We start from the raw sequence: 20,612 nt of genomic DNA on the forward strand, positions 1-20,612 counted from the left end.
TAACCCTCTGCAGAAACTACAGTAAAAATTCGCAAAAACGATGAACTATATTCATCTGTAGATGGGAGTGCAGAGCGCACTCCCCACGGCAAGTTAGATTTTGCCAACTAGGTCTAGTGAAGGTGCTAATGTTTCTTCACCAGGCTGCCAAGAAGCAGGACATACTTCGCCGTCGTGAGATGCGATGTACTGTGCAGCTTGAACTTTGCGTACTAACTCTTTTGCACTGCGGCCAATGCCTAGGTCGTGTGTTTCGATAACTTTGATTTCACCTTCAGGGTTAATCACGAAAGTACCACGCAACGCTAGACCTTCTTCTTCAATCATTACGCCGAAATTACGAGTAATACGGCCTGTTGGGTCACCAATCATAGGGAACTGGATTTTCTTAATCGTGTCTGACGCATCGTGCCATGCTTTGTGGGTAAAGTGGGTGTCAGTCGAAACTGAATACACTTCCACGCCCATTTCTTTAAGCTGTGCGTAGTAGTCAGCTAAGTCGCCTAGCTCTGTTGGACATACAAAAGTGAAATCCGCAGGGTAGAAGAATACGATTGACCACTTACCTAGTAGGTCTTGCTCAGACACTTCTACAAAGTCGCCGCCGTGGTATGCTGTTGCATTGAATGGTTTGATTTTAGTGTTAATTAATGAAGTGCTCATGGCTTTCCTCACTGTTGTTTAGTTTGAATAAATAGTGGCGATTGTTGTTCGCCTTGGCTTGACTACAAAGATAAGGGGAAGCGTTGATTAAATAAAATGGATTGTTTCAATCACTACAATCGAAAAAACAGATAACTAACCTGAAGTGATCAACAAATTAAGTTTAAGAGTATAAAAATGAAATAATTACGGTATGATCTCAGCAATCAGATATAGCAGAGCGTTACTATGCATCCCTACTTCAATCATATCCAACTTGGCTACTTAGGTTTTCTTCCTTTTCTTGCTTGTATCGCATTAACGTTAATGACTGGCGCCTCAGAAAGCGTACTCCAAGCGTTTGTATTTTACAGTTTAGGTATTTTGGCTTTTATGGCTGGTAGCTTATGGCGAGCAGGAGAACAAACCTACAAGCGAGCATTACTTGCGGTGATTGTGGTGATCCCTTACCCGCTGGTTGGCTTTTTTGCGCCAGAGTGGACCTTATGCTATTTGGCAGCTTGCTACTGGATAGTTTACTTTGTTGAGCGCAACTCACCTCGTTGGAGCGAGTACCATAAAGACTATCAAAAAATGCGGACTGTACTAACTTCTTTGGTATTCGTTAGTCATCTTTTTATGCTCTCCCAAGCACTCGAGCTCGGAGCTAAGTAACTTGCTTACTAAACTCAGTTAACTATAAATAAAGATAGGCACATAACAAAGAGCAACATCGTTTTGATAAAAACAGCATTTCCGTTGGCGCTAATTTGGATTAGTATCAGCTTCTTAGGCGGCTATATGTATTCCATTGGTCATCATGACTATGAAAGCTTTGAAGAGCTATTTTGGTTTGCTGTTTCTTTCACCTTATTTTTTATCATCACAAAAGATGTGGTGAATAAATTTCTACGTATTGCTTTGCTCATATACTGCCTCGGCCTGCTACTCGATATTGTTGATAGTTTTATCGGTGACTTCCACTTTGCCATTTTGAACTTTGACACTTCTCTAAAAAATCTTGGCTTTTTACTCATCAGTGCAGGCTTTTATTCGATGATACAGAATAAAAAAGAGGACGTGATGAAACTTCAAAAAGAAGTAGAAAGAAGAAAACAATTAGAAAAAAGAATGCGCTATGAAGCAAACCACGACGCCATGACAGGTGTAGGAAGTCGGCGTGCATGTTTTGAAAGACTGCAATCACATGAGTTTGACAATCAATGGTTACTCTATCTTGATCTTGACAACTTCAAGCAAGTTAATGATGCATACGGGCATCATGTTGGTGATGAGGTGCTAATTAAATTTACCCAAAATATGCGAGATTACTTTGGTGTCGAGCAAAGCTTTAGAATCGGTGGGGATGAGTTTATTGCTTATTTAAACACCACGAGTCCTAATCATGAAGAAATCAGAGTTGCCTTATTGAAAGGCCTGATGGACTACGATATTGATGTTAGTATCGGCACTGTCAAAGTAGACCCATCCAAACAAGCCGACCTATTGATCCATGAGGCAGACGAACAAATGTATGGAGATAAAAAGGGTAAATCGCTTCGCTCTAGCTCGCGAGGCCTATAATTCCAATTGACTTAATTCTTTAGTCAATTTGAAGCTTGAAATACTGTCTTTGCTTTACTATAAGTTCTTTTATAACAAATAGATAGCGAAGTAACTGCCTTTCTTATTATGGATATGAGTAGCTCGGCGATTGCTAGATTCGAGAGTTATGCTAATAACGCCATCTCCCCGCTTCAAAATAGATCATTTACTTATTGCAAATGGTATAATTACGCGCATCGACAATACAAACCGTTCAAAATACCACCACCACTTGAATTAGAGCAACTTAAACTAAAAGTCTTAGTCCACAACTCACTAAATTTGTAGCACTATTTAGCAATGATTGCTAAGCTTGCGTTAATATTTGGTTATAGGGGAATAGATAGTGTTTGCAAGGTTATTTACAAACAATGAAACCCAACAGGCGTTATTGGAAGCGCAAAAAGAGATCCTTAGTTTAAAGCAACAAAATGAGCAATTGTGTGCAGAAAATGACGCTTTAAAGCAGGAAGTTATAAGCGCACAGGCGTCTCTCAATGACAATACAGACAATCAGCTCTTGCAATGCGCCTTGACTGGGTTAAGTCAAGTGCAAGGGATCCGTGAAACCGTGCTGGCAAGTTTTATGAGTATTGAGCAAGAGAGTCACTCCATTGAAAAGGTAAATGCGGCATTCTCCAAATCTGAAAATGCACTACGCAAGATACTAAGCGGGATGGACCAACTTGGCAGCAACATGGATAGAATGACCACGAATATTTCCGGTTTGTCGCAAATGGCAGATAGTATCAATACATTCGTCACCACTATCTCGAAAATTTCAGATCAAACCAACCTGCTTGCGCTAAATGCAGCGATAGAAGCCGCTCGAGCTGGCGAGGCTGGACGAGGCTTTTCTGTTGTTGCCGATGAAGTTAGAGCGCTTGCCACGAATACAAATGAGTCTGCCAATGAAGTCTCTGATCTAGTGAAAAAGATCATCGATACGACACACACAACGGTCAGTGCTGTAGAAGAAATCCAAGCGTCAAACGTGACCTTATCAGACAGTATTGGGCACTTAAATGATGAATATGAAGGAATAGTAAGTTGTTGTGACTCGATGAAAGACACTATTCTAGTCTCGACTACTCAAACCTTTATTCAAACCGTGAAATTAGACCATGTCGTATGGAAAGGCGATGTTTACAACGTAATCATAGGCAATAGCCACAAAAGTGTGGATGATTTTGCCGACCACACTATGTGCCGCTTAGGTAAATGGTGCAGTGCCGAAGGCGCCGAAAAGTTTGCAGGCCACAGTGCATTCAAACGTCTAGATTCACCACACAAAGAAGTCCATCGCGCTGGCGTAGAAGCTATGAAGAAATTCAAGTTCGGCGACTCCCAAGGAGCAGTGCAACAGCTCAATCAAATGGAACGCGCAAGCGTTGAAGTTATGGACTTACTCGACCAATTGGGCCACTAGCAGCCCCCACTCCTTTTAATTTGACACCCACTACAAATTAAAAGGAGACCACCTAGCTTCAAGGTACTGCTTTTACGGAAGTGTCTTTGTGCTTAACACCGCTCTTTTTCCTAGACGCTCTTTTTACTAGACACCCATCTTAAAGTTCATTCAGAAAAAATAAAACAATGACACCCACTCATAAATCAGAGTAACCCGGAGCCTAAATCAGCGACACCCACTGTATTTTACATACAAACCAAAAAAGTAAGCCTAACTCTACGGTATTATCGTTATAAAGATACTAACGGGCTCCAAAAACAGTAATAACGCTGTCTTTATCTAGACATAATTTTATCATAAAGCAAAGTTGCTCTACACTTGCTCGCAGGCTTGTGGTGATAATAATGGTAAATAAGAAGGTCTGGCTAAGCGAGCAAACGCTCACAGCTTTTAAGGTTCGCGCGTCGCTTTTTTTGTAGCCTTTCACTGTATGCTGTCAATGCTTTTTCACGACCAACTGCGCCATGAAAAATGCGAGAAAATTGAGTAGTTAGCTTTAACCAGTTAGCCGGCTCTATATTTAATCTTGAAAGAATGAGCTCAGCTTCGTCGATAAAACCTCGTTTATCGGCGCGAATACTTCTTCCTGTTAGCTCAACCAACTCAATGTAATGCTCTAGTTCAAATGGAAGAACTTTTGATGCACTCAGCTCAGGGTTATTAGAAAATGACAGTAGGCTTGTTGGCTGTTCGCCTAGTTCAGCATAGCTAATACGTTTTTTAATACTGGTATAGTCTGAAGACTCGGGGGATGTGGCTAGATTAGCTCTGATCGGGTTTAAATCTACATAGGCTAAGCATGCGATTAATGCAGCTTCATCTAATAACGGTTGAGATGTAAACCTTCCTTCCCAAAAACGCCCAGTGCATTCGTCCTCTTTATTCGCTCGGCGCGCAATATCTTCGTTTAGCACTCGCATAAACCAGCTGATATCCGCTAGTCTTTTTCTATATTTGTTAATTTTCTCGTTGAGAATCACCTTATCAGACTCACTAAGCGCCTCACCTTCAATAAACTTGTGAGTTAGCCAATCGCCTTTAAACATTGTGTGCCAACGAATAACAACGTCTTCGTCTGATAAATCTTTCGCTTCTTGATCATCTACACACAAGACAATATGAGTATGGTTGCTCATTACTGCGTAGCCACAAACGCCAATACAAAATGCGGTGGCGAGCATGAGTAGCTTCTCTTCAACCCAGCCTCGACGATGCTCATATGATTTACCAGTGAGTTTATCTTTGCCACACAGAAATGCTCGTCTTACGCAACGAGATGTACAGTGATAATATTTGGTGTCTGTTAAGCTGATCTGTCTTTTTCTAGCCGTTGCCATGGCTTAACTCCTCAATCCTTTGAGTACGAAATCAAATAATAGGTGACATCTGGAAAAGTTACAAATTTGAGGTGGATGGCTATGTTAATCGAAGGCTAGTTACAGTGGGTGTCAACATTAACCCGCTATCAATCCGCTATTATCACGATCAAGGGCTAGTTACGGTGGGTGTCACTATTAATCCACTATCAATCCGGTAATTGAAAGCCCCAACCTAATCATTTTTCGAAAAACAACTGTGTCGTAGTCTGAGATGAGAGAATTTGATTTTTGCCTGGTTGATTTCAGGTTAATTAGCCTCTAAATGGAAGCTGCAAACCCTACACCATAAGTACGTAATTTGATAAACTTAACATTTAACTGTTCAGCCAAGCAAAATTCATGATACTCGATAAAAACTGGCGTATTCTTACCGTTGGAGACGGCGATTTAAGCTTCTCGTATTCATTAGCAAAGCACTTTAAGCCTGCTACACTTATTGCCAGTGTTTATGATAGCGAAGCGGAACTTAAGCTTAAATATCAAGATAATGCATTTGATAAACTCAGTGACCTTGGTGTCCGAATTGTCACCCAATTTGACGTTACTAACCTCTCTTGTTGGCAAAAAATACCGTTGCACGCTTTTGACGCTGTAATCTTCCAATTTCCGCTGCTCCCAGCTTTTGGCTCTCACCAGTGCTTTCAACAACAAACGCTCAGTGTAAACACACTCAACCGCAGACTTCTCAGAAAATTCCTAATAAATGCAACGAGTTACGCGTTAGATCCACATGGTGAACAGCTTGGTATCATCACCTCCAAAGATGTTAAACCCTATACCGAATGGAACATCGAAGAAAGCCTAGTGATAGGAACAGCACACCATTACCTTGGACAGAGTACTTTTGATATTTCACAATTCCCTGAATATCAAATTCGTAATGTTGACCGAGACAAACACGTAAAAGATACAAGCGGTATCAGCTATTACTGGTCCATTAATAAACAACACGCCATCATTCCTCAGCTCATCCTACCTCGTTATTTAAATGCCGATCACTGCACTATGTGTAGGGCTGGCCCTTTTATTAGCGATAACGATAAGAAAGCACATAACAAAGCCAAAAAACATAAAAATATGCAAAAGCATGAATACGAGTGGTTAGATTACTTGCAGCGGACTAATACTAAGTAACCTGAACTCGGGGTAACAACTTATTCTCTAGCAGGCGTTATCCCTTACTACTGCGTTAAATTTGCTCACAATAGGCCAGCTATTGACGCACAAACTTGCCTTATATTAAGAAATTACTTCTGGCTAGCGTGGTACTGCGCTTTTGAGCTTAGGTACTTTAGTTGATGGACTAACCTGAGCTTCGGATAATTAATGCCTTTCTAGCAGCCAGTTTTAGCGCTAACTGCGTTGAATTCACTTCCAATAGCCAGCTATTGGTGCGTAAATTCGCCTAGTTATCCCCTAAACTCTCTGGCTAGACAAGAAAACTAGTTAGTGTGATATAAAAAACAATGGATTAGCTAGTTTCTTATCCAAACCTCAGGTTAACTAACTTCTTGTGCCGAGTTAAGGTTAGTAAAAGGTAATTAATGGTGAATTTTTAAAAATTAAAAGTAAGTAAATCAACAATTAATTATATACAACCAAGAAAAAAGCATAAAATATACAAAATTGATTGAGCCATTATTTAGACACGATTAGACTAGCACCCCTACACCGTGCTTTATCTTACTGAGGTCTCAATGCCACTATTTAACCGCGACTTTGTCATTGCGATTTTATGCCTGCTATGCGCCATGGTTACCATTCAATCAGGTGCATCCATCGCGAAACAATTGTTCCCATTCGTTGGACCAGAGGGGACAACGCCTACCGTCTTGGCTTTTCGGCTTTAATTTTGTGCTTAGTATTTAAGCCATGGCGGCAACTCCCATCAAATTGGCGCCCGCTGATAGTTTACGGACTCTGTTTAGGTGGTATGAATATTACTTTCTACTACGCCATAGAGCGGATCCCAATCGGGATTGGAGTCGCTTTAGAGTTTACAGGGCCACTCGCCGTGGCGCTGTTTTCTTCAAAGCGTAAACGGGATTATTTGTGGGTCGCCTTCGCAGTCGCAGGTATTTTGCTGTTATTACCAGATCTTGGCGATGTAAATGGACTAGATCCGGTGGGTGTCACCTTAGCACTGATTGCAGGCGCTTGCTGGGCTGGGTATATTCTCTATGGAAAGCGCTCTGGGAATGAAGGGTCAGGCGGAGTAACAGTCGCGATAGGAATGACGGTCGCAGCCCTCGCGGTTGTACCATTTGGTGTTTTATCTCAAGGTTCAGTACTGCTTGACTGGTCTCTTATTCCCTTGGGGATAGCAATAGGTTTATTATCGAGTGCGCTACCTTACAGCCTTGAGATGGTGGCACTTCGAAAGATGCCAGCTCAAGGGTTTAGCATATTGATGAGCGTAGAACCTGCAATCGCTGCATTGGCTGGATTTTTTATTCTTGCAGAGCTACTTACCATTTGGCAATGGCTGGCTATTTTTATGGTGATCACAGCGTCAGTCGGCAGCTCAATATCAAGTAAAGAGTAAAAGATAAAAGGGGAGCTTCCTATGCTCCCCCCCTTTTGTTTTAATTGACTGTCGCTTCAGTTGTTATCGGCATGGCTTCGTCAAGAGTCGTATCCTGAGGAGCTATTTCTTCTTTTTCAGGGAATAAGTACTTCTCTAACCACTGCTCTTGCTCCCAAAGTACATGCAAAATACTTTCTCTTGCTTTATACCCATGCCCCTCTTCTGGCAACATAACTAGCCTTGCATTCCCCCCCAATCCATTCATAGCGGCAAACATACGCTTAGACTGCATTGGGAATGTTCCAGAATTAGGATCTTCTTCACCGTGGATCATCAGCATTGGCTCATTGATTTTTTCTGCATGAAAAAATGGTGACATGCTGGCGTAAACGCCTTGTGCTTCCCAGAAGTTTCGCGGCTCGCCTTGAAAGCCAAACGGAGTAAGCGAGCGATTGTAAGCACCACTTCTTGCAATCCCGGTCGCAAACAAATCACTATGTGCGAGTAAATTTGCCACCATAAATGCTCCATAAGAGTGGCCCGCTATAGCGATTCGCTCAGGGTCTGCAATGCCCTTTTCTACCAAGGTATTTACTGCAGCTTCGGCGCTGGCAACCAATTGCGTCCTAAAAGTATCATTTGGCTCTGCTTCCTCCGCTCCTACGATTGGCATTGTTGGGTCATCAAAAACCGCTATCCCTTTAGCTAAATATGGCATAGGTCCCCAATAACCAATATAAGGAAACTGATATGGAGACTCTCGAACCTGAGAGGCCACCGCTTTGTCTTTATATTCAAGTGGGTAGGCCCACATCAATACTGGTATACGGCCTTTTGATGGATCATAATCAGTGGGCAGGTAGAGGTTTCCAGTCAACTCAACACCGTCATCCCGCTTATATTTTATTTGCTCTTTCACTACCCCTTTAAATGCAGGGTAAGGATGAGGAAACTTAGTTAACTGCTCCAATGTGTCAAACTGCAAATTGCGTACGAAGAAATTAGGTTGTTCTTGACGTGATTCCCGCACGGTAATAAAACGCATTCCTTCGTCGTCCAACATAGCGCGAACCCTTTCATAGTAAGGCTCACTTGATTGCCAAATTCGAGTTGATGTATTGGTTTTTACATCAAATCGGTCTAAGAATGGCACATTACCGTTTTCAGAGGCGCCATTTCCAGTTAAGAATAAGTATCTGCCACCAACCAGTTTGAGCACACGTGAACCTAAGTCGCTATTTTCGTATACAAAGTTTCCAGGGTCTTTGTAGGCATCGTTGTAACTACGTTCGGAAAATACAACGCGGTTTTGAGCAGGCTCGCGCGGTGAAAACACAGATGAGCGCACGCTGCGATCAGCAAAACGCCACTCGTTCAGAATCGCTACATTATTATCAGCCCACTGAACACTCGAAAAGCGTCGCTCAACTTTAGCAAATAATTCCGGCTCTTTTTTAAAAGGTGCGCTAATAGTGTACAGGTAGTCATGGTGTTCAACTTCCACACTCATATCACCACCATCCTGAGCTTCAGCCCAAATCAGCGTCGCACCTTTATCATCACGCCATTGGATCTGACGTGGACCCTCTCTCACGCTATCAAAACCGGCTGGTAATGCATCTGCAAGCGGCTGTCTGGTTACTTCAAATAACGGATACCCTCGCATTCCCCATACTTGCCACACGGCAGGAAAGCGACCATATGGCACTTGATATGAGAAAGGATCGTCCATCATACCAACCACTAAATTGGTTGAATCCGGTGAAACAGAAAAGTGTTTCAGGTAAGTTGGGTTACCGACTCTCTGAGCATTTGCGTTGAGATTCAGTTTTATAAGTTGCCCTTCAGCGTAGAACTTAAAAAGCTGAATATCATAGGGACTAGATAATAGGTTTTGATAGGTCCGTGTCGACGCCTTTTTACCCGACGTTGTTTGCACAATAGGGGTAAGTTGAGATTTGTTTTTTGCGGCTGGCTGTTTGCCGTGATTAATGGCAATATTTGCCACTATTGCAGTGCTATCGGGCAGCCACTGATAAGGCCTTTGGGTAACTACACCATTCAATGTTGATTGTGTTAGCTGCTTCAGGCTGCGGTTTTCAATATCGTATGCCCATAACGTTGCGCTATCGTCCTGTTCAAGAATAAAAGCAAGATAGCGACTATCAGCACTCCAACTCGGCGCCTTAATTTTTCCCACAGGCAGCCCTGTCACTTTAACCAGTGCGCCCGTATCCACATGCTTAAACTCGATTGAGCTATACTGGCGGCTCGTCGTGCGCATAAAAGTGTTTGGATTAAACTTGATCCCGGCTAGTGCTTTTTCTGGTTGGCCTAGCTCTTCAAGTGTTAATACACGATTGCGCTTAAGAAGCGCCAACCACTTTCCATTTGCGCTCAACTTTGACGCTGGAATGAGTGGCGCATCTACCAACTTAGCCAGTTCAGCAGAAGGCATCATGTAGCCTTGCGCTTGCGCAAATACCGTTTGTGATACGGCTGTCATCAAAATGATAAAAGCGAATTGTTTTAATAGTTTCACTGCATTTACCTGTCTTTGGCATTTAACTTGTGATCATATAATGATTTTTGAGAAATGTGCAGAGGTTTACGATGTTAAGCGTAGAAAACTTACTGTACACTTAGCGCCTCAAGCAACCACATTTTCTCCAAATTAGCATGCAAAACGATAAAAAACTCGCGAAAGTCACTATTTTTGATGTTGCTAGAGAAGCACAGGTCTCCAAGTCTACTGTCTCGCTCGTGCTTACTCATAGCGATAAAGTCAGTGATAAAAGCAAAGACAAAGTGCTCAAAGCCATCGAAAAGCTAGGCTACGTCTATAATCGTGATGCTGCTGCGCTGCGTAGCAAAAAATCTAATTTAGTTGCTTTAGTTATCAATGACCTAACTAATCCGTTTTCTGCTCAACTTGCTGTCGGTCTTGAGCAACATGTCTACGCACTCGGTATGGTGCCGATGTTGGTGAATACCGGTGAAGACTTCGAGCGCCAACGACAAGTGGTGAATACACTAAAAGAATACAATGTCGCGGCTTTCATTATGATACCGGCTCCTAATACGCCAAGGGAATGGTTAGATCAGCTCAGTGATTCTGGATTTCCTGTGATCACTATGATGCGAGAGGTCGCATTTGCAAAGGCGCCATGCATTTTACCTGACAATAAAAAAGGCACCCACCTTGCAACAACACACTTAATCGAGCAAGGTATAAAAGATATAGCTTTTCTTGGAGGCACTCCCGAAATCTCTGATTATCACGAACGACTTTCAGGCTTTCAAAGTGCACTCAGCATGCACGGTATACACTGCGAGCAACCTAGGTTCACTGCACCGACTACCCGGCAAGGTGGACAAACGGCTTTCAACCGACTGATCAAAAAACATAAAAACATTAAAGCCGTTGTGTGTTTTAACGATGTAATTGCCTATGGTGTTATCGAGGCAATGCGCGAGCATGAACTTGTGCCGGGTAAAGATATTAAAGTTGTAGGCTTTGATGATTTACAAGACTCGCAATTGATGAAACCTGCATTATCGAGCGTCAGAATCGATGCTGATGATATCGGCAAACGTACTTGTCAGACCCTTGCAGAAGTACTCAGTCAATCTCAACCTCCCGTGCGAACCTTGGTGAACGTTTCTTTAAAAGTTCGAGAGTCTTCTTTACCTTCCCCACAATCACAATGAGACATAAGCCTACTTAATACTATTTCAAAACAGTCAGTTAAGGCTCTTGGATTTTGTTCGGTTACCTTTTTCAAAAAAATGCAAATATTTGCGGCTAAAACTATAGACATTGTTGAGAATCTGGATAGAATTCGCAGCAATCTTAGCTACCTAATTTTACGTCATCAATCAGCCCGTTGCTGACGTTAAAGTCGCCTATTTTAGTGTGAATAAAACCTAGTAAAAGCAAATAGATGTACCATACTAGAGTGAAGTGGCAATGATTAACTTAGTTTGACTATTTATCGTCACTCATCCTGTTTTTAACACGTTTACCAATCGTTTTGTAAAAAGGTTGGTAGTATATATTTAAGGTTCTCTTTCGTTGAATAACGCAACCTTTACAGAGAAACGCCGCTTTATTGTGAAGCTAGGCAAAATGCTTCACAAATACGGTACTCCTGCATATCGACTAGAAGCACACTTAATGGAAGTCGCTACGCATTTGGGGCTAAAATCTTCATTTGTGATGTCTCCAACTTCTGTCACTTTTGTGATCTGGACCGAAGGACATGAAGAAGAATATACCCATGTGGCGCGTGTAGACCCAGGCGACCATGACTTAGGCTCATTAGCTGATACCGACGACGTAGCAACTCGAGTGCTATCTGGTGCGCTATCAATTCAAGAAGCAGAACAGTGCCTTGAAGCCATTTTACACGCCAAGCCCCCATACAATAAGCTCCTTACTGGGCTCGCTTTTGCAACCTCTGGAGGTGCCTTTGCGATGTTAATGGGAACGAGCTGGAATGACGTCTGGTGGTCAGCCTTGTTATCACTGTTGGTCTTTATGTTTGTACTTTGGGCAAGCATCTCTAAGCGCGTTACCCACATGCTAGAGCCTTTGGTTGCTATTGTATCTGCAGTTGCGGCGTGTGCGGTATCTGTATATATCGACCCACAGATCAACATACGCTTGGTGGTGCTCTCTGCCATAATTGTGTTTATTCCTGGTTTAGCATTAGCACTTGGCTTTGCAGAGCTCTCGGCCCGGCACTTGGTATCTGGGACAGCCAGAGTCATGGACTCAATTATGTTGCTGTTTAAGCTTTATTTTGGTGCATTTTTGGGTATTAGCCTTGGGTTCGCTTTATTTGGCAAGGTTGATTTTATTCAGCCATCACCGTTACCTCGCTGGACAGCTTGGCTTGCGGTATTACTATTATGTATAAGCTTAGTTGTAATATTCCGAACCAAATTACGACATGCAAGCTGGTCAATCGCTTCTGGTTTTATTGCTTACGCAGCAAGTATTAGCTCAGCGGTATACTTCGATTACGCACTAGGTACTTTTGTTGGCGCCTTTGCAGTGGGTGTCTTTAGTAATATTTTCAACCGTACGGTGAATGCACCTGCATCAATTGTTGCAATGCAAGGGTTGATTGTATTGGTGCCCGGATCCAAAACCTATATTGGACTTAACTCACTGATTGAAGGACAAAGCTTTGTGCACGCAGACCACATAGGTCAACAGACCTTCTTAATCTTTATGTCTTTGATCGCCGGCCTTATCTTCTCAAACGTAGTGTTGCCACCCAAAAAGAGCTTATAACGTTCTCATAGAGCTGGAAGTTAGCCTTTCCAGCTCTAAAGCAGCGTGAATGGTAATTCAGCATTTACGGTGGGTGATGAGATGAACGCTCCCAAATCGGCGTCAATGCGCCAAACTGATAGTTGCAAACGAATTTGTTCTGGTCAATTCCAGCCGGACACTTTTCTTAAAGAATTTTCATACTCTATTCGTGACTGATCGTTATTAGCTAAGTGCAATCTTTCCAGGTTGTAATACTTCATATATCCAGCAACATCATTTTTCATGTGTTCACGAGTTGGTTGGGCCACTCTTAGTAACCAGTCATGTTTCAAGCTACCAAAGCAACAGCTTCTTGCTTAAACTCGGTTGTATAAGATTTATTTTTACGTTTTGTCATTTAACACCTCACTATTAGGACATTGTCCTTTATTAAAGTGTCCGGCCAGTTAAACCAGTTCACGCTTCTTATGCACTCAGTGACCTTACACCATTTCAGGCTGATTATTCAGGCATACTAAACTTTGGCTTGTAGAGGTCCTACTTCACTTTATCAGGCTTAACCAACGATTAATCGCAAACATTGGTTTTTATTCCAGTGGCAAGTAAAATGCCAGAAACTTCATCTTGAAGTTACAACAAGTGAATGAAAATTTAGGATAAATAATGAAACTACTCAAGTCAGCTTTGGCTTTGGCAATGGGATTTTCCAGTGCTGCAAGCTTAGCAAGTGATATCATCACCATTGAAGACATCCCTAAGATCCAATCTGTAAGTTCAACATCCATCAGTCCTGATGGCGAACTTGTTGCCTTTACCCGTTCAGTGCCTCGTGAACTTTACGTTGACCAAAATGGTTCTAATTACCGTGAGCTCTATGTTGTTGACGACGAAGGAGTTGAGCGCCCGTTTATCACAGGTAAAGTCAGCATTTCTAGCATATCTTGGTCGGCCGATGGTCAATTTATTTATTTCCTAACCAAGAAAAAAGAAGACAACCAACGTTCCCTTTATCGCATTGCGGTAAACGGCGGTGAAGCACAAAAAGTACTTTCTCTTAAAGGGACGGGGATCTCTTCATACAGCCTAAGCCCTGATGGCAAACAGGTTGCAATCCTTGCCATGCCTGCGGCTGACAAGTCAGAAAAAGAGCTTAAAAAACTTGGCTTTATGGCTGAAGTGTATGAGCTAGGTTTAAAAAATAAACAGCTTCATATCATTGACCTTGCAACATCTGAAAAGCCGCTATCACCAGCAGCTCTGAATATCGAAGGCTATGTTAGTGAAATCAACTGGGCTGATGATGCCTCTAAATTATTGGTAAAAACGCAGCCAACGGCGCTGATTGATGACAAGTATATGAAGTCACAATGGCATGTACTTGATGCAAAAACACAACAAATTACCACTTCATTCAAAACAGAAGGTAAACTTGGCACCGCTGAGTTTTCTCACGATGGTAAATACATCGCTATTTTAGGCGCTGAAGACAAGCACGACCCGGCAACTGGCCGTTTATACCTTGCCAATGCACAAAGCGGCAAAGTAGAAGAGTGGATCCCGAACTTTATGGGCCACATCGGTGATTTTGAATGGTCAAATCGCAAAAACCAACTCACTTTTGTTGCAAATGTAGGCGCTGAGAGCTTTGTAGGCCAAATTAAAGTCGGTTCAAATAAATACAAAAAGCTGATCAAAGAAGGTAAATTTATAGCGTCAAACCTATCTATCTCTGATTCAGACAAAACCATTGCCTTGCGTGCTAACACCGCTAAACACCCAAATGAAGTGTTTATGATCCGTTCGAACAAAGCAACTCGTCTGTCAAACTCTAACCCATGGTTAGATAGCAAACGTTTTGCAAAACAAGAGGCAATTAATTTTAAAGCCCGTGATGGCGTTGAAATTGGTGGTGTATTAATTTATCCACTGGATTATCAAGAAGGTACGCGTTACCCGCTGATCATGTCTGTACACGGTGGCCCTGAAAGCCATGATAAAAATGGCTGGTTAACGAGTTATTCAGATCCAGGCCAAATGGGCGCTGCACGCGGTTATGCCGTATTCTATCCAAACTACCGAGGTTCGACGGGTAAAGGCGTTGATTACTCAAAACTTGGCCAAGGCGATTATGCTGGCAAAGAATTTGATGACCTCGTAGATATGAAAGAGTACCTAGTAAATACCGGTTTAGTAGACACTAAACGTGTTGGTATTACCGGTGGCTCTTACGGTGGTTATGCCTCTGCATGGGGTGCAACAAAACTGACCGAGCACTTTGCCGCAAGCGTAATGTTTGTTGGGGTAACAAACCAACTTTCTAAGTTTGGTACTACCGATATCTCGAACGAAATGTACTTAGTTCACGCTCGTTCTTACCCTTGGGATAAGTGGCAGTGGTACTTAGAGCGCAGTCCTATTTATTGGGCAGGTCAATCTAAAACGCCACTACTAATCATGCATGGTAAAGATGATCCGCGTGTACATCCAGCACAATCTATGGAGCTATATCGCTACATGAAAGTGCAAGGTAAAGATGTACGCCTAATTTACTACCCAGGCGAAGGCCACGGTAATCGCAAAGTAGCCGCTCAGTACGACTATAGCTTGCGCTTGATGCGTTGGATGGACAACTACCTAATCGAAGGCAAAAAAGACATGCCAGATTACAAAATTGACCACGCAGCTAAGCTAAAAGCCGTTAAAGACGCAAATAAATAAGTAAGCGAGCTTACTGTTTGAGGGCGCTAATTTGCGCCCTTTTTTATCAAGGAAAAAAGATATTGCAATTAACCACAATCAAACTCGACACCGAGCGATTCACACTTAGACCCTTAACCTCACAAGATGCCGAAGCGCTATTTGCCATATTCTCAGACGCAGACGTCATGCGCTATTGGAACACGCCACCTTGGAACTGCCTTGAGGATGCAACGCAGTTTATCAAGCAATCACATGAAGATTTGACTACGCAACAAGCGATCACATTGGCCATTGTTTCGAAAAGTGATGAAACATTAATTGGTAAATGTTTACTTTTTAGCTGGGATAAAGAGTCACGTCGCGCCGAAATTGGTTTTGGTATTGCCAAACCTCACTGGGGGCAAGGTGTCATTCAAGAAGCGGGCTCTGCGCTCATTAACTATGCTTTTTCAACACTAAAGTTGAGGCGTATTGAAGCAGAGATTGATCCCGCTAATACCGGCTCAGCCAAAGTACTTACAAAACTTGGATTTACTAAAGAAGGTCACTTACGTGCTCGCTGGGAAATCGCTGGTGAAGTTTCAGACTCTGCACTTTACGGCTTACTTGCAAGCGACCTTCAATAAAGCAAAGACTAGAGTCTAGATAAAGCGTTACCTTTGTTTGTACTGGGTGGGGCAATACCCGCGATTGACCGCTTTGCTTCTAAGCTTAATATGCTTCGTGTTACGGCCATTTACTCGTTGCCGCCATAGCCTAAAACTGCTGGGTTTTAGGCTACTACGCATTAACTTGATCACTTCAGGCTCACTAAGCTCAAATTGTCGTTCGATAGCTTCAAATGGCGTCCTATCCTCCCACGCCATTTCTATGATCCTGGAAATTTCTGAGTCACTAAATTGCACTTGCTTTAACTTGTCGTGTTTTAATCAGACTCACACATACGCACCGAGTGCCTAAATGGATTAAAAATACTTACGGCCGACAACTATTCCTATAGCAATGCCTATCGGCAAGGTATACATAATTTGCCCAGATGCAGCACCAACGGCAGTGCCAATTCCAGCGCCTATCGCAACCCCTAAGCCTACCTTTCGATTTGCGCTTCGCTTATCACATTTCATTGGATATCCCTCCTTTAAAGCAGTGGTTAGGTAATGTAAACCGCCCTGAAAATAAATCATTCGTAACAAGCATTACTCATCACACTTAAACCAAGCCTGTAAAAACTCTATACACTGAAGCACCGCCGCGGGCACAAATTGGCGTGCAGGATAAAGCGCATACAATGCTAAATTAGGCTTTTCAACATGCTGTAAAATACTAATTACTTCCCCCTTTGCAATAGCTTCTCGACAGGCAAATTCCGGTAGCACTCCTATTCCCAAATGGTGCTTAATTGCCTGTAACATAAACAGGACATTGTTTACCTTAAGCGACCCTTTGATCTTTACTCCTTCGTCTAACGGCCATACATTCTTACGCTTAGAGTAGCTATATTCAAAGCAATTGTGATGAATTAAATCTTGCGCGGATTGGATTTTCGGGTGGGTGTCTAAGTAATGTTGTGAAGCACATACATGATAGGTAAATCGGGTGATTTCTTTGCCTATGTAGCTTGAGTCAAATGGCCGACTTGAAGCCCTAAAGCCTAAATCAAAGCCCTGTTCAACCAAATCAATATCTTCATCTCCTAAATGTATCTCCAGATCTACATCTGGATACGCTTGCATAAAGTCGGCGAACATTGCTCCCAGATCGGTGATCCCAAGTACCATAGGAACGTTCACCTTTAACTTGCCTTTGGGGGCTTGCTGCGACTCTTGTATGAACTTATCTGCATCCTCCACCTTATTGAGAATATCCTTCGCTCTTTGTAAGTAACCCTCCCCCACATGCGTGAGCTGCAAATTGCGGGTGGTGCGGTGTATAAGCCGTGCACCGAGCTCTGCTTCTAGTCGGCTTATCTCTTTGCTTATCATAGATTTAGATGTATTGTATTGCTCTGCAACACGCGTGAAACTGCGCACCTCAGCCAACTTTATAAACATCTCTATCGCTCGTAATTTATTCATACTTTCCTTGGCTATTGTTTCCACCGCGTGAACTCTCGGTTCTCATTGTAGCTATATATTAAACAGCATCAAGTTTATACACTGAACTTGTCTTTTAGCCAAGAAGCAAATAAGGAAAGCTATTATGTACACGTTATACTACCTACCAGGTGCTTGTGCACTAGCAACACAAGTCGTATTAAGAGAGTTAAAACAACCATTTGAGCTTGTTGACAAACGGGATGTTGATAATTTTTTAGCCATTAACCCTACAGGTAAAATCCCAGCCCTCAAAGAGGGTAAAAACACCTTGTTAGAGGGTGCTGCAATACTGCTTTATCTTCTCAAAAAGCATGAAAATACGCTGCTTCCTCAATCTGATATTGCTCAAAAACAAAAAGCGATAGAAAACATTATGTTTGCTAACGCAACCATGCATCCAGCCTATAACCGTCTATTTTTTGCCACTGCTGCAATTATTGATGATAAAGCACGCCAGCCATTTTTAGACGCCGCAGCCGCTGCCATCAACGAGTTATGGATAATCGTCGAGAAAAAATTGGCGCATCAAGCATTTTTAGCAGGTGAGCAGGTTTCTGCCGCAGATATCATGCTCGCGGTTTACGCTCGCTGGGGAAGTTACTTCCCAGTAGAAATTAATATTCCAGACAAAGTCCGCAAGATGCTAGCTCGGATTGAGGCAAGGCCTAGCTTTATCGCCTCGGTTGCAGCTGAACAGACGCACAGTGCAGACGTTTGATATGAGCAAGCACATTGAAGCGCCGCAGGATTTGGATCAAGTAACAGCGATAATCCAATACTATTTTGAAGGGTTACACCAAGGAGATGTGGAAAAACTTGACACAATTTTCCACGCTGATGCGGTACTAAAGGCACCAAAAGTAAGGCGCACCAAATCACAGTGGCTCGCATTGGTTGCATCTCGTCCTACACCCGAAAGCCAAGGAGCGGCTTTTAATTACCGAATTTTGTCGGTGGATGTTGTGAACCACCAAGCCATGGTCAAGCTGTATTGTCCGCTGCTTGAACACCACTACATCGACTTTATCGGCTTACTGAAAGAGAACGGACAATGGCGCATTGTTAATAAAATGTATGATGATATTCATAACTAACCATTACCGTCAGCCAGCACTTTAATCACCAAAGAGGGAGTTACACAGTCACTGAAGAAACTCTCAATAAGGGACACTACTCGGCTTTTGGTGGGTGCCCTTTAAAAAAGCGGTGGGTGTCCATGATAAATCACCGAAGAGGAAATAACACCGTCGCAGAAACAAGTCTTAGTAAGGAGCACGGCTCAGCTTTTGGTGGGTGTCCTTTAAAAAAGCGCTTTAAAAAGCGGTGGGTGTCCGTGATAAATCACTGGGAAATGCAATAAGACAATTACTTAATAAAACAACTGAAGGAGGCAATTAATGCCTATCATTAATATTCAAGTCACCAAAGAAGGCGTTACACAGGCGCAGAAGCAGGCCTTAATTAAAGGCGCAACTCAGCTAATGGTGGATGTCCTCTATAAAGACCCACAGGTTACTTTTGTCGTTATAGAGGAAGTTGAAACAGATAACTGGGGGATCGGCTTTGATCAAGTCTCTATGTTGCGACAACAAAGCTTGGAATCGAACATTAAATAAAAGCACAGGAAAAGGCGCCACCACGTGGGGCTCTTTTCCTGCAAAGGTGATTATTAAAAAATAAGCTTATAAAATTCAGGCAGGTAAAAACTTTTTTAAAAAATTTTCTTGAAAAATATTTACTCCGTCCATAGATAGTATTGTGAGGACGCCGACAGGGTCCAGAACTAAACTAAGTAAATGTTTTATATGCTATTTATTGGCTTAGATTGAAGCAATAAGTAGTTCAATTATCGCTTTATGAGGATACAAATTATGCGTACAGTAGACCTATCTCCACTTTATCGTTCATTCATCGGTTTTGACCATTTAGCACAGTTAATGGATGCAGCATCACGCAACGAGAAGCAGCCAAGCTTCCCGCCATACAACATCGAAGCCACCGGCGAAGACAAATATCAAATTACCATGGCTGTTGCCGGATTCACCGAGCAAGAGCTGAGCCTGGAGTCAGAAAATAACACATTGACCGTTAAAGGCGAAAAGCAAAATAAAGAAGACAAAGCCGAACGCAAGTTTATCCATCAAGGTATCGCCGAACGTAACTTTGAGCGTAAATTCCAACTTGGCGATCACGTAAAAGTGACTGGCGCGGGGCTTGAAAATGGCCTATTAATTATTGACCTTGAACGCGAAATTCCAGAAGCACTCAAGCCAAGAAAAATTGAAATTGGCAAAGGTAACCTCATCGAAAATAAGTAATCGATTGAGTACACATCTCCCTGTTTTAACATGATGTCACGTTTCCAAGTCGCCTCCGGGCGACTTTTTTGTGGTTGTGAATAATACCAATTGAGTTAATTCTCTAATCAATTTGGAGGATGAAGTAGTATATTAGCGTCGTTAAAAACTTCTCATTTAGAACAAGTAAATAGCATAATTTTCGCCTAGCTACTAAAGCTATTCCTCCGCTTCAAACAGCGCATTTACCTAATACATTTGGTATAACAATCTTAACGGTAACACTTCATAGGTTAAAGGGTCGATACTTTGAACTATTTGAGCGCTCACAAGAGCAGTGTAAAGAATGTCGACACTGTGGTAAAAGCGGCCAAAGCCAGCGCTGCTGAACATACATTAAAGATCGCCGCGTAAAGCAGCTCCTACTCCGTAGTATAAGCAGTTGTAAAGTTCATTGTTGTATTAACGTTTGTAAACGGATTCTATCTGTTGTCACTGCGATAAAAGCAGCTAGAGCCAGCGCTGCTAAACTACATTAAAGATCGCTGCGTAAAGCAGCTCCTACTCCGTAGTATAAGCAGTTAAAAAGTTCGTTGTTGCTTTAGCGTTTG

The 20,612-nt window shown here is 42.4% G+C and carries 18 protein-coding genes and 3 pseudogenes; 14 read left to right on the forward strand and 7 right to left on the reverse strand.

Features of this window, described 5'->3' with window-relative positions; translation table 11 throughout:
- Window positions 1–93: 93 nt before the first annotated feature.
- Window positions 94–663: an alkyl hydroperoxide reductase subunit C gene (gene ahpC, locus CEX98_RS19150; protein WP_099643604.1), complete on the reverse strand. Its 570-nt coding sequence runs from the start codon at window positions 661–663 to the stop codon at window positions 94–96.
- Window positions 664–891: 228 nt separating this feature from the next.
- Between ahpC and CEX98_RS19155 the strand changes: the two genes are divergently transcribed.
- The 4 genes and pseudogenes from CEX98_RS19155 to CEX98_RS23625 all read left to right on the forward strand — a co-directional run bounded on the left by CEX98_RS19155 (window position 892) and on the right by CEX98_RS23625 (window position 3,676).
- Window positions 892–1,317, forward strand: a complete 426-nt coding sequence (locus CEX98_RS19155; protein WP_099643605.1) for a DUF3429 domain-containing protein — start codon at window positions 892–894, stop codon at window positions 1,315–1,317.
- Between the two features lie 126 nt (window positions 1,318–1,443).
- The gene (locus tag CEX98_RS19160) at window positions 1,444–2,226 is read left to right on the forward strand and encodes a GGDEF domain-containing protein (RefSeq protein WP_099643606.1); all 783 of its coding nucleotides are present in this window, start codon (window positions 1,444–1,446) and stop codon (window positions 2,224–2,226) included.
- A gap of 727 nt (window positions 2,227–2,953) precedes the next feature.
- Window positions 2,954–3,265 (forward strand): annotated as a pseudogene (locus tag CEX98_RS23620) (methyl-accepting chemotaxis protein); the annotation flags it as partial.
- 45 nt (window positions 3,266–3,310) lie between these two features.
- Complete coding sequence (locus tag CEX98_RS23625) at window positions 3,311–3,676, forward strand: CZB domain-containing protein (protein WP_431520166.1); 366 nt, start codon at window positions 3,311–3,313, stop codon at window positions 3,674–3,676.
- Between the two features lie 407 nt (window positions 3,677–4,083).
- Here the strand turns inward: CEX98_RS23625 and CEX98_RS19170 are convergent, their stop codons facing one another.
- Window positions 4,084–5,055: a transposase gene (locus tag CEX98_RS19170; RefSeq protein WP_099643608.1), complete on the reverse strand. Its 972-nt coding sequence runs from the start codon at window positions 5,053–5,055 to the stop codon at window positions 4,084–4,086.
- 381 nt (window positions 5,056–5,436) lie between these two features.
- Here CEX98_RS19170 and CEX98_RS19175 point away from each other — a divergent pair, with 381 nt between their 5' ends.
- Together CEX98_RS19175 and CEX98_RS19180 are read left to right on the forward strand one after the other, a co-directional pair.
- Window positions 5,437–6,231 carry a class I SAM-dependent methyltransferase gene (locus tag CEX98_RS19175; RefSeq protein ID WP_099643609.1) on the forward strand — a complete coding sequence of 265 codons (795 nt, stop codon included), beginning with the start codon at window positions 5,437–5,439 and terminating at the stop codon, window positions 6,229–6,231.
- A gap of 563 nt (window positions 6,232–6,794) precedes the next feature.
- Window positions 6,795–7,642 (forward strand): annotated as a pseudogene (locus CEX98_RS19180) (EamA family transporter).
- A 40-nt stretch (window positions 7,643–7,682) separates the two neighbouring features.
- On the opposite strand, the gene CEX98_RS19185 reads toward CEX98_RS19180, so the two are convergent.
- A complete protein-coding gene (locus tag CEX98_RS19185) occupies window positions 7,683–10,166 on the reverse strand; it encodes a S9 family peptidase (protein ID WP_099643610.1) in 2,484 nt (827 codons plus the stop codon).
- Window positions 10,167–10,303: 137 nt separating this feature from the next.
- On the opposite strand from CEX98_RS19185, the gene CEX98_RS19190 reads away from it, so the two are divergent.
- The gene (locus CEX98_RS19190) at window positions 10,304–11,335 is read left to right on the forward strand and encodes a LacI family DNA-binding transcriptional regulator (RefSeq protein WP_099643611.1); all 1,032 of its coding nucleotides are present in this window, start codon (window positions 10,304–10,306) and stop codon (window positions 11,333–11,335) included.
- A gap of 364 nt (window positions 11,336–11,699) precedes the next feature.
- The gene (locus CEX98_RS19195) at window positions 11,700–12,926 is read left to right on the forward strand and encodes a threonine/serine ThrE exporter family protein (RefSeq protein ID WP_099643612.1); all 1,227 of its coding nucleotides are present in this window, start codon (window positions 11,700–11,702) and stop codon (window positions 12,924–12,926) included.
- 143 nt (window positions 12,927–13,069) lie between these two features.
- On the opposite strand, the pseudogene CEX98_RS19200 reads toward CEX98_RS19195, so the two are convergent.
- Window positions 13,070–13,249, reverse strand: a pseudogene (locus CEX98_RS19200) (IS3 family transposase); the annotation flags it as partial.
- 322 nt (window positions 13,250–13,571) lie between these two features.
- Here CEX98_RS19200 and CEX98_RS19205 point away from each other — a divergent pair.
- On the forward strand, window positions 13,572–15,626 hold the full coding sequence (locus CEX98_RS19205; protein ID WP_099643613.1) for a S9 family peptidase: 2,055 nt from the start codon (window positions 13,572–13,574) through the stop codon (window positions 15,624–15,626).
- 62 nt (window positions 15,627–15,688) lie between these two features.
- A complete protein-coding gene (locus tag CEX98_RS19210) occupies window positions 15,689–16,234 on the forward strand; it encodes a GNAT family N-acetyltransferase (RefSeq protein WP_099643614.1) in 546 nt (181 codons plus the stop codon).
- 27 nt (window positions 16,235–16,261) lie between these two features.
- On the opposite strand, the gene CEX98_RS19215 is transcribed toward CEX98_RS19210, so the two are convergent.
- The 3 genes from CEX98_RS19215 to CEX98_RS19220 form a co-directional block, all read right to left on the reverse strand.
- Window positions 16,262–16,513: a TIGR03643 family protein gene (locus CEX98_RS19215; RefSeq protein ID WP_099643615.1), complete on the reverse strand. Its 252-nt coding sequence runs from the start codon at window positions 16,511–16,513 to the stop codon at window positions 16,262–16,264.
- 60 nt (window positions 16,514–16,573) lie between these two features.
- On the reverse strand, window positions 16,574–16,732 hold the full coding sequence (locus CEX98_RS22940) for a hypothetical protein (protein WP_172439808.1): 159 nt from the start codon (window positions 16,730–16,732) through the stop codon (window positions 16,574–16,576).
- Between the two features lie 72 nt (window positions 16,733–16,804).
- Window positions 16,805–17,683, reverse strand: coding sequence for a LysR family transcriptional regulator (locus CEX98_RS19220; protein WP_099643616.1), 879 nt, complete (start codon window positions 17,681–17,683; stop codon window positions 16,805–16,807).
- A gap of 124 nt (window positions 17,684–17,807) precedes the next feature.
- Between CEX98_RS19220 and CEX98_RS19225 the strand changes: the two genes are divergently transcribed.
- The 4 genes from CEX98_RS19225 to CEX98_RS19240 all read left to right on the forward strand — a co-directional run bounded on the left by CEX98_RS19225 (window position 17,808) and on the right by CEX98_RS19240 (window position 20,022).
- Entirely contained in the window at window positions 17,808–18,422 is a 615-nt protein-coding gene (locus CEX98_RS19225; RefSeq protein WP_099643617.1) for a glutathione S-transferase family protein, read from the forward strand.
- A gap of 1 nt (window position 18,423) precedes the next feature.
- Window positions 18,424–18,798: a nuclear transport factor 2 family protein gene (locus CEX98_RS19230; protein ID WP_099643618.1), complete on the forward strand. Its 375-nt coding sequence runs from the start codon at window positions 18,424–18,426 to the stop codon at window positions 18,796–18,798.
- A 303-nt stretch (window positions 18,799–19,101) separates the two neighbouring features.
- On the forward strand, window positions 19,102–19,320 hold the full coding sequence (locus tag CEX98_RS19235; RefSeq protein WP_099643619.1) for a tautomerase family protein: 219 nt from the start codon (window positions 19,102–19,104) through the stop codon (window positions 19,318–19,320).
- 255 nt (window positions 19,321–19,575) lie between these two features.
- Window positions 19,576–20,022 carry an Hsp20 family protein gene (locus tag CEX98_RS19240; RefSeq protein ID WP_099643620.1) on the forward strand — a complete coding sequence of 149 codons (447 nt, stop codon included), beginning with the start codon at window positions 19,576–19,578 and terminating at the stop codon, window positions 20,020–20,022.
- Window positions 20,023–20,612: the final 590 nt, after the last annotated feature.

This window comes from Pseudoalteromonas piscicida (genome assembly GCF_002744175.1).
GTDB classification, from domain to species: Bacteria; Pseudomonadota; Gammaproteobacteria; order Enterobacterales; family Alteromonadaceae; genus Pseudoalteromonas; species Pseudoalteromonas piscicida_B.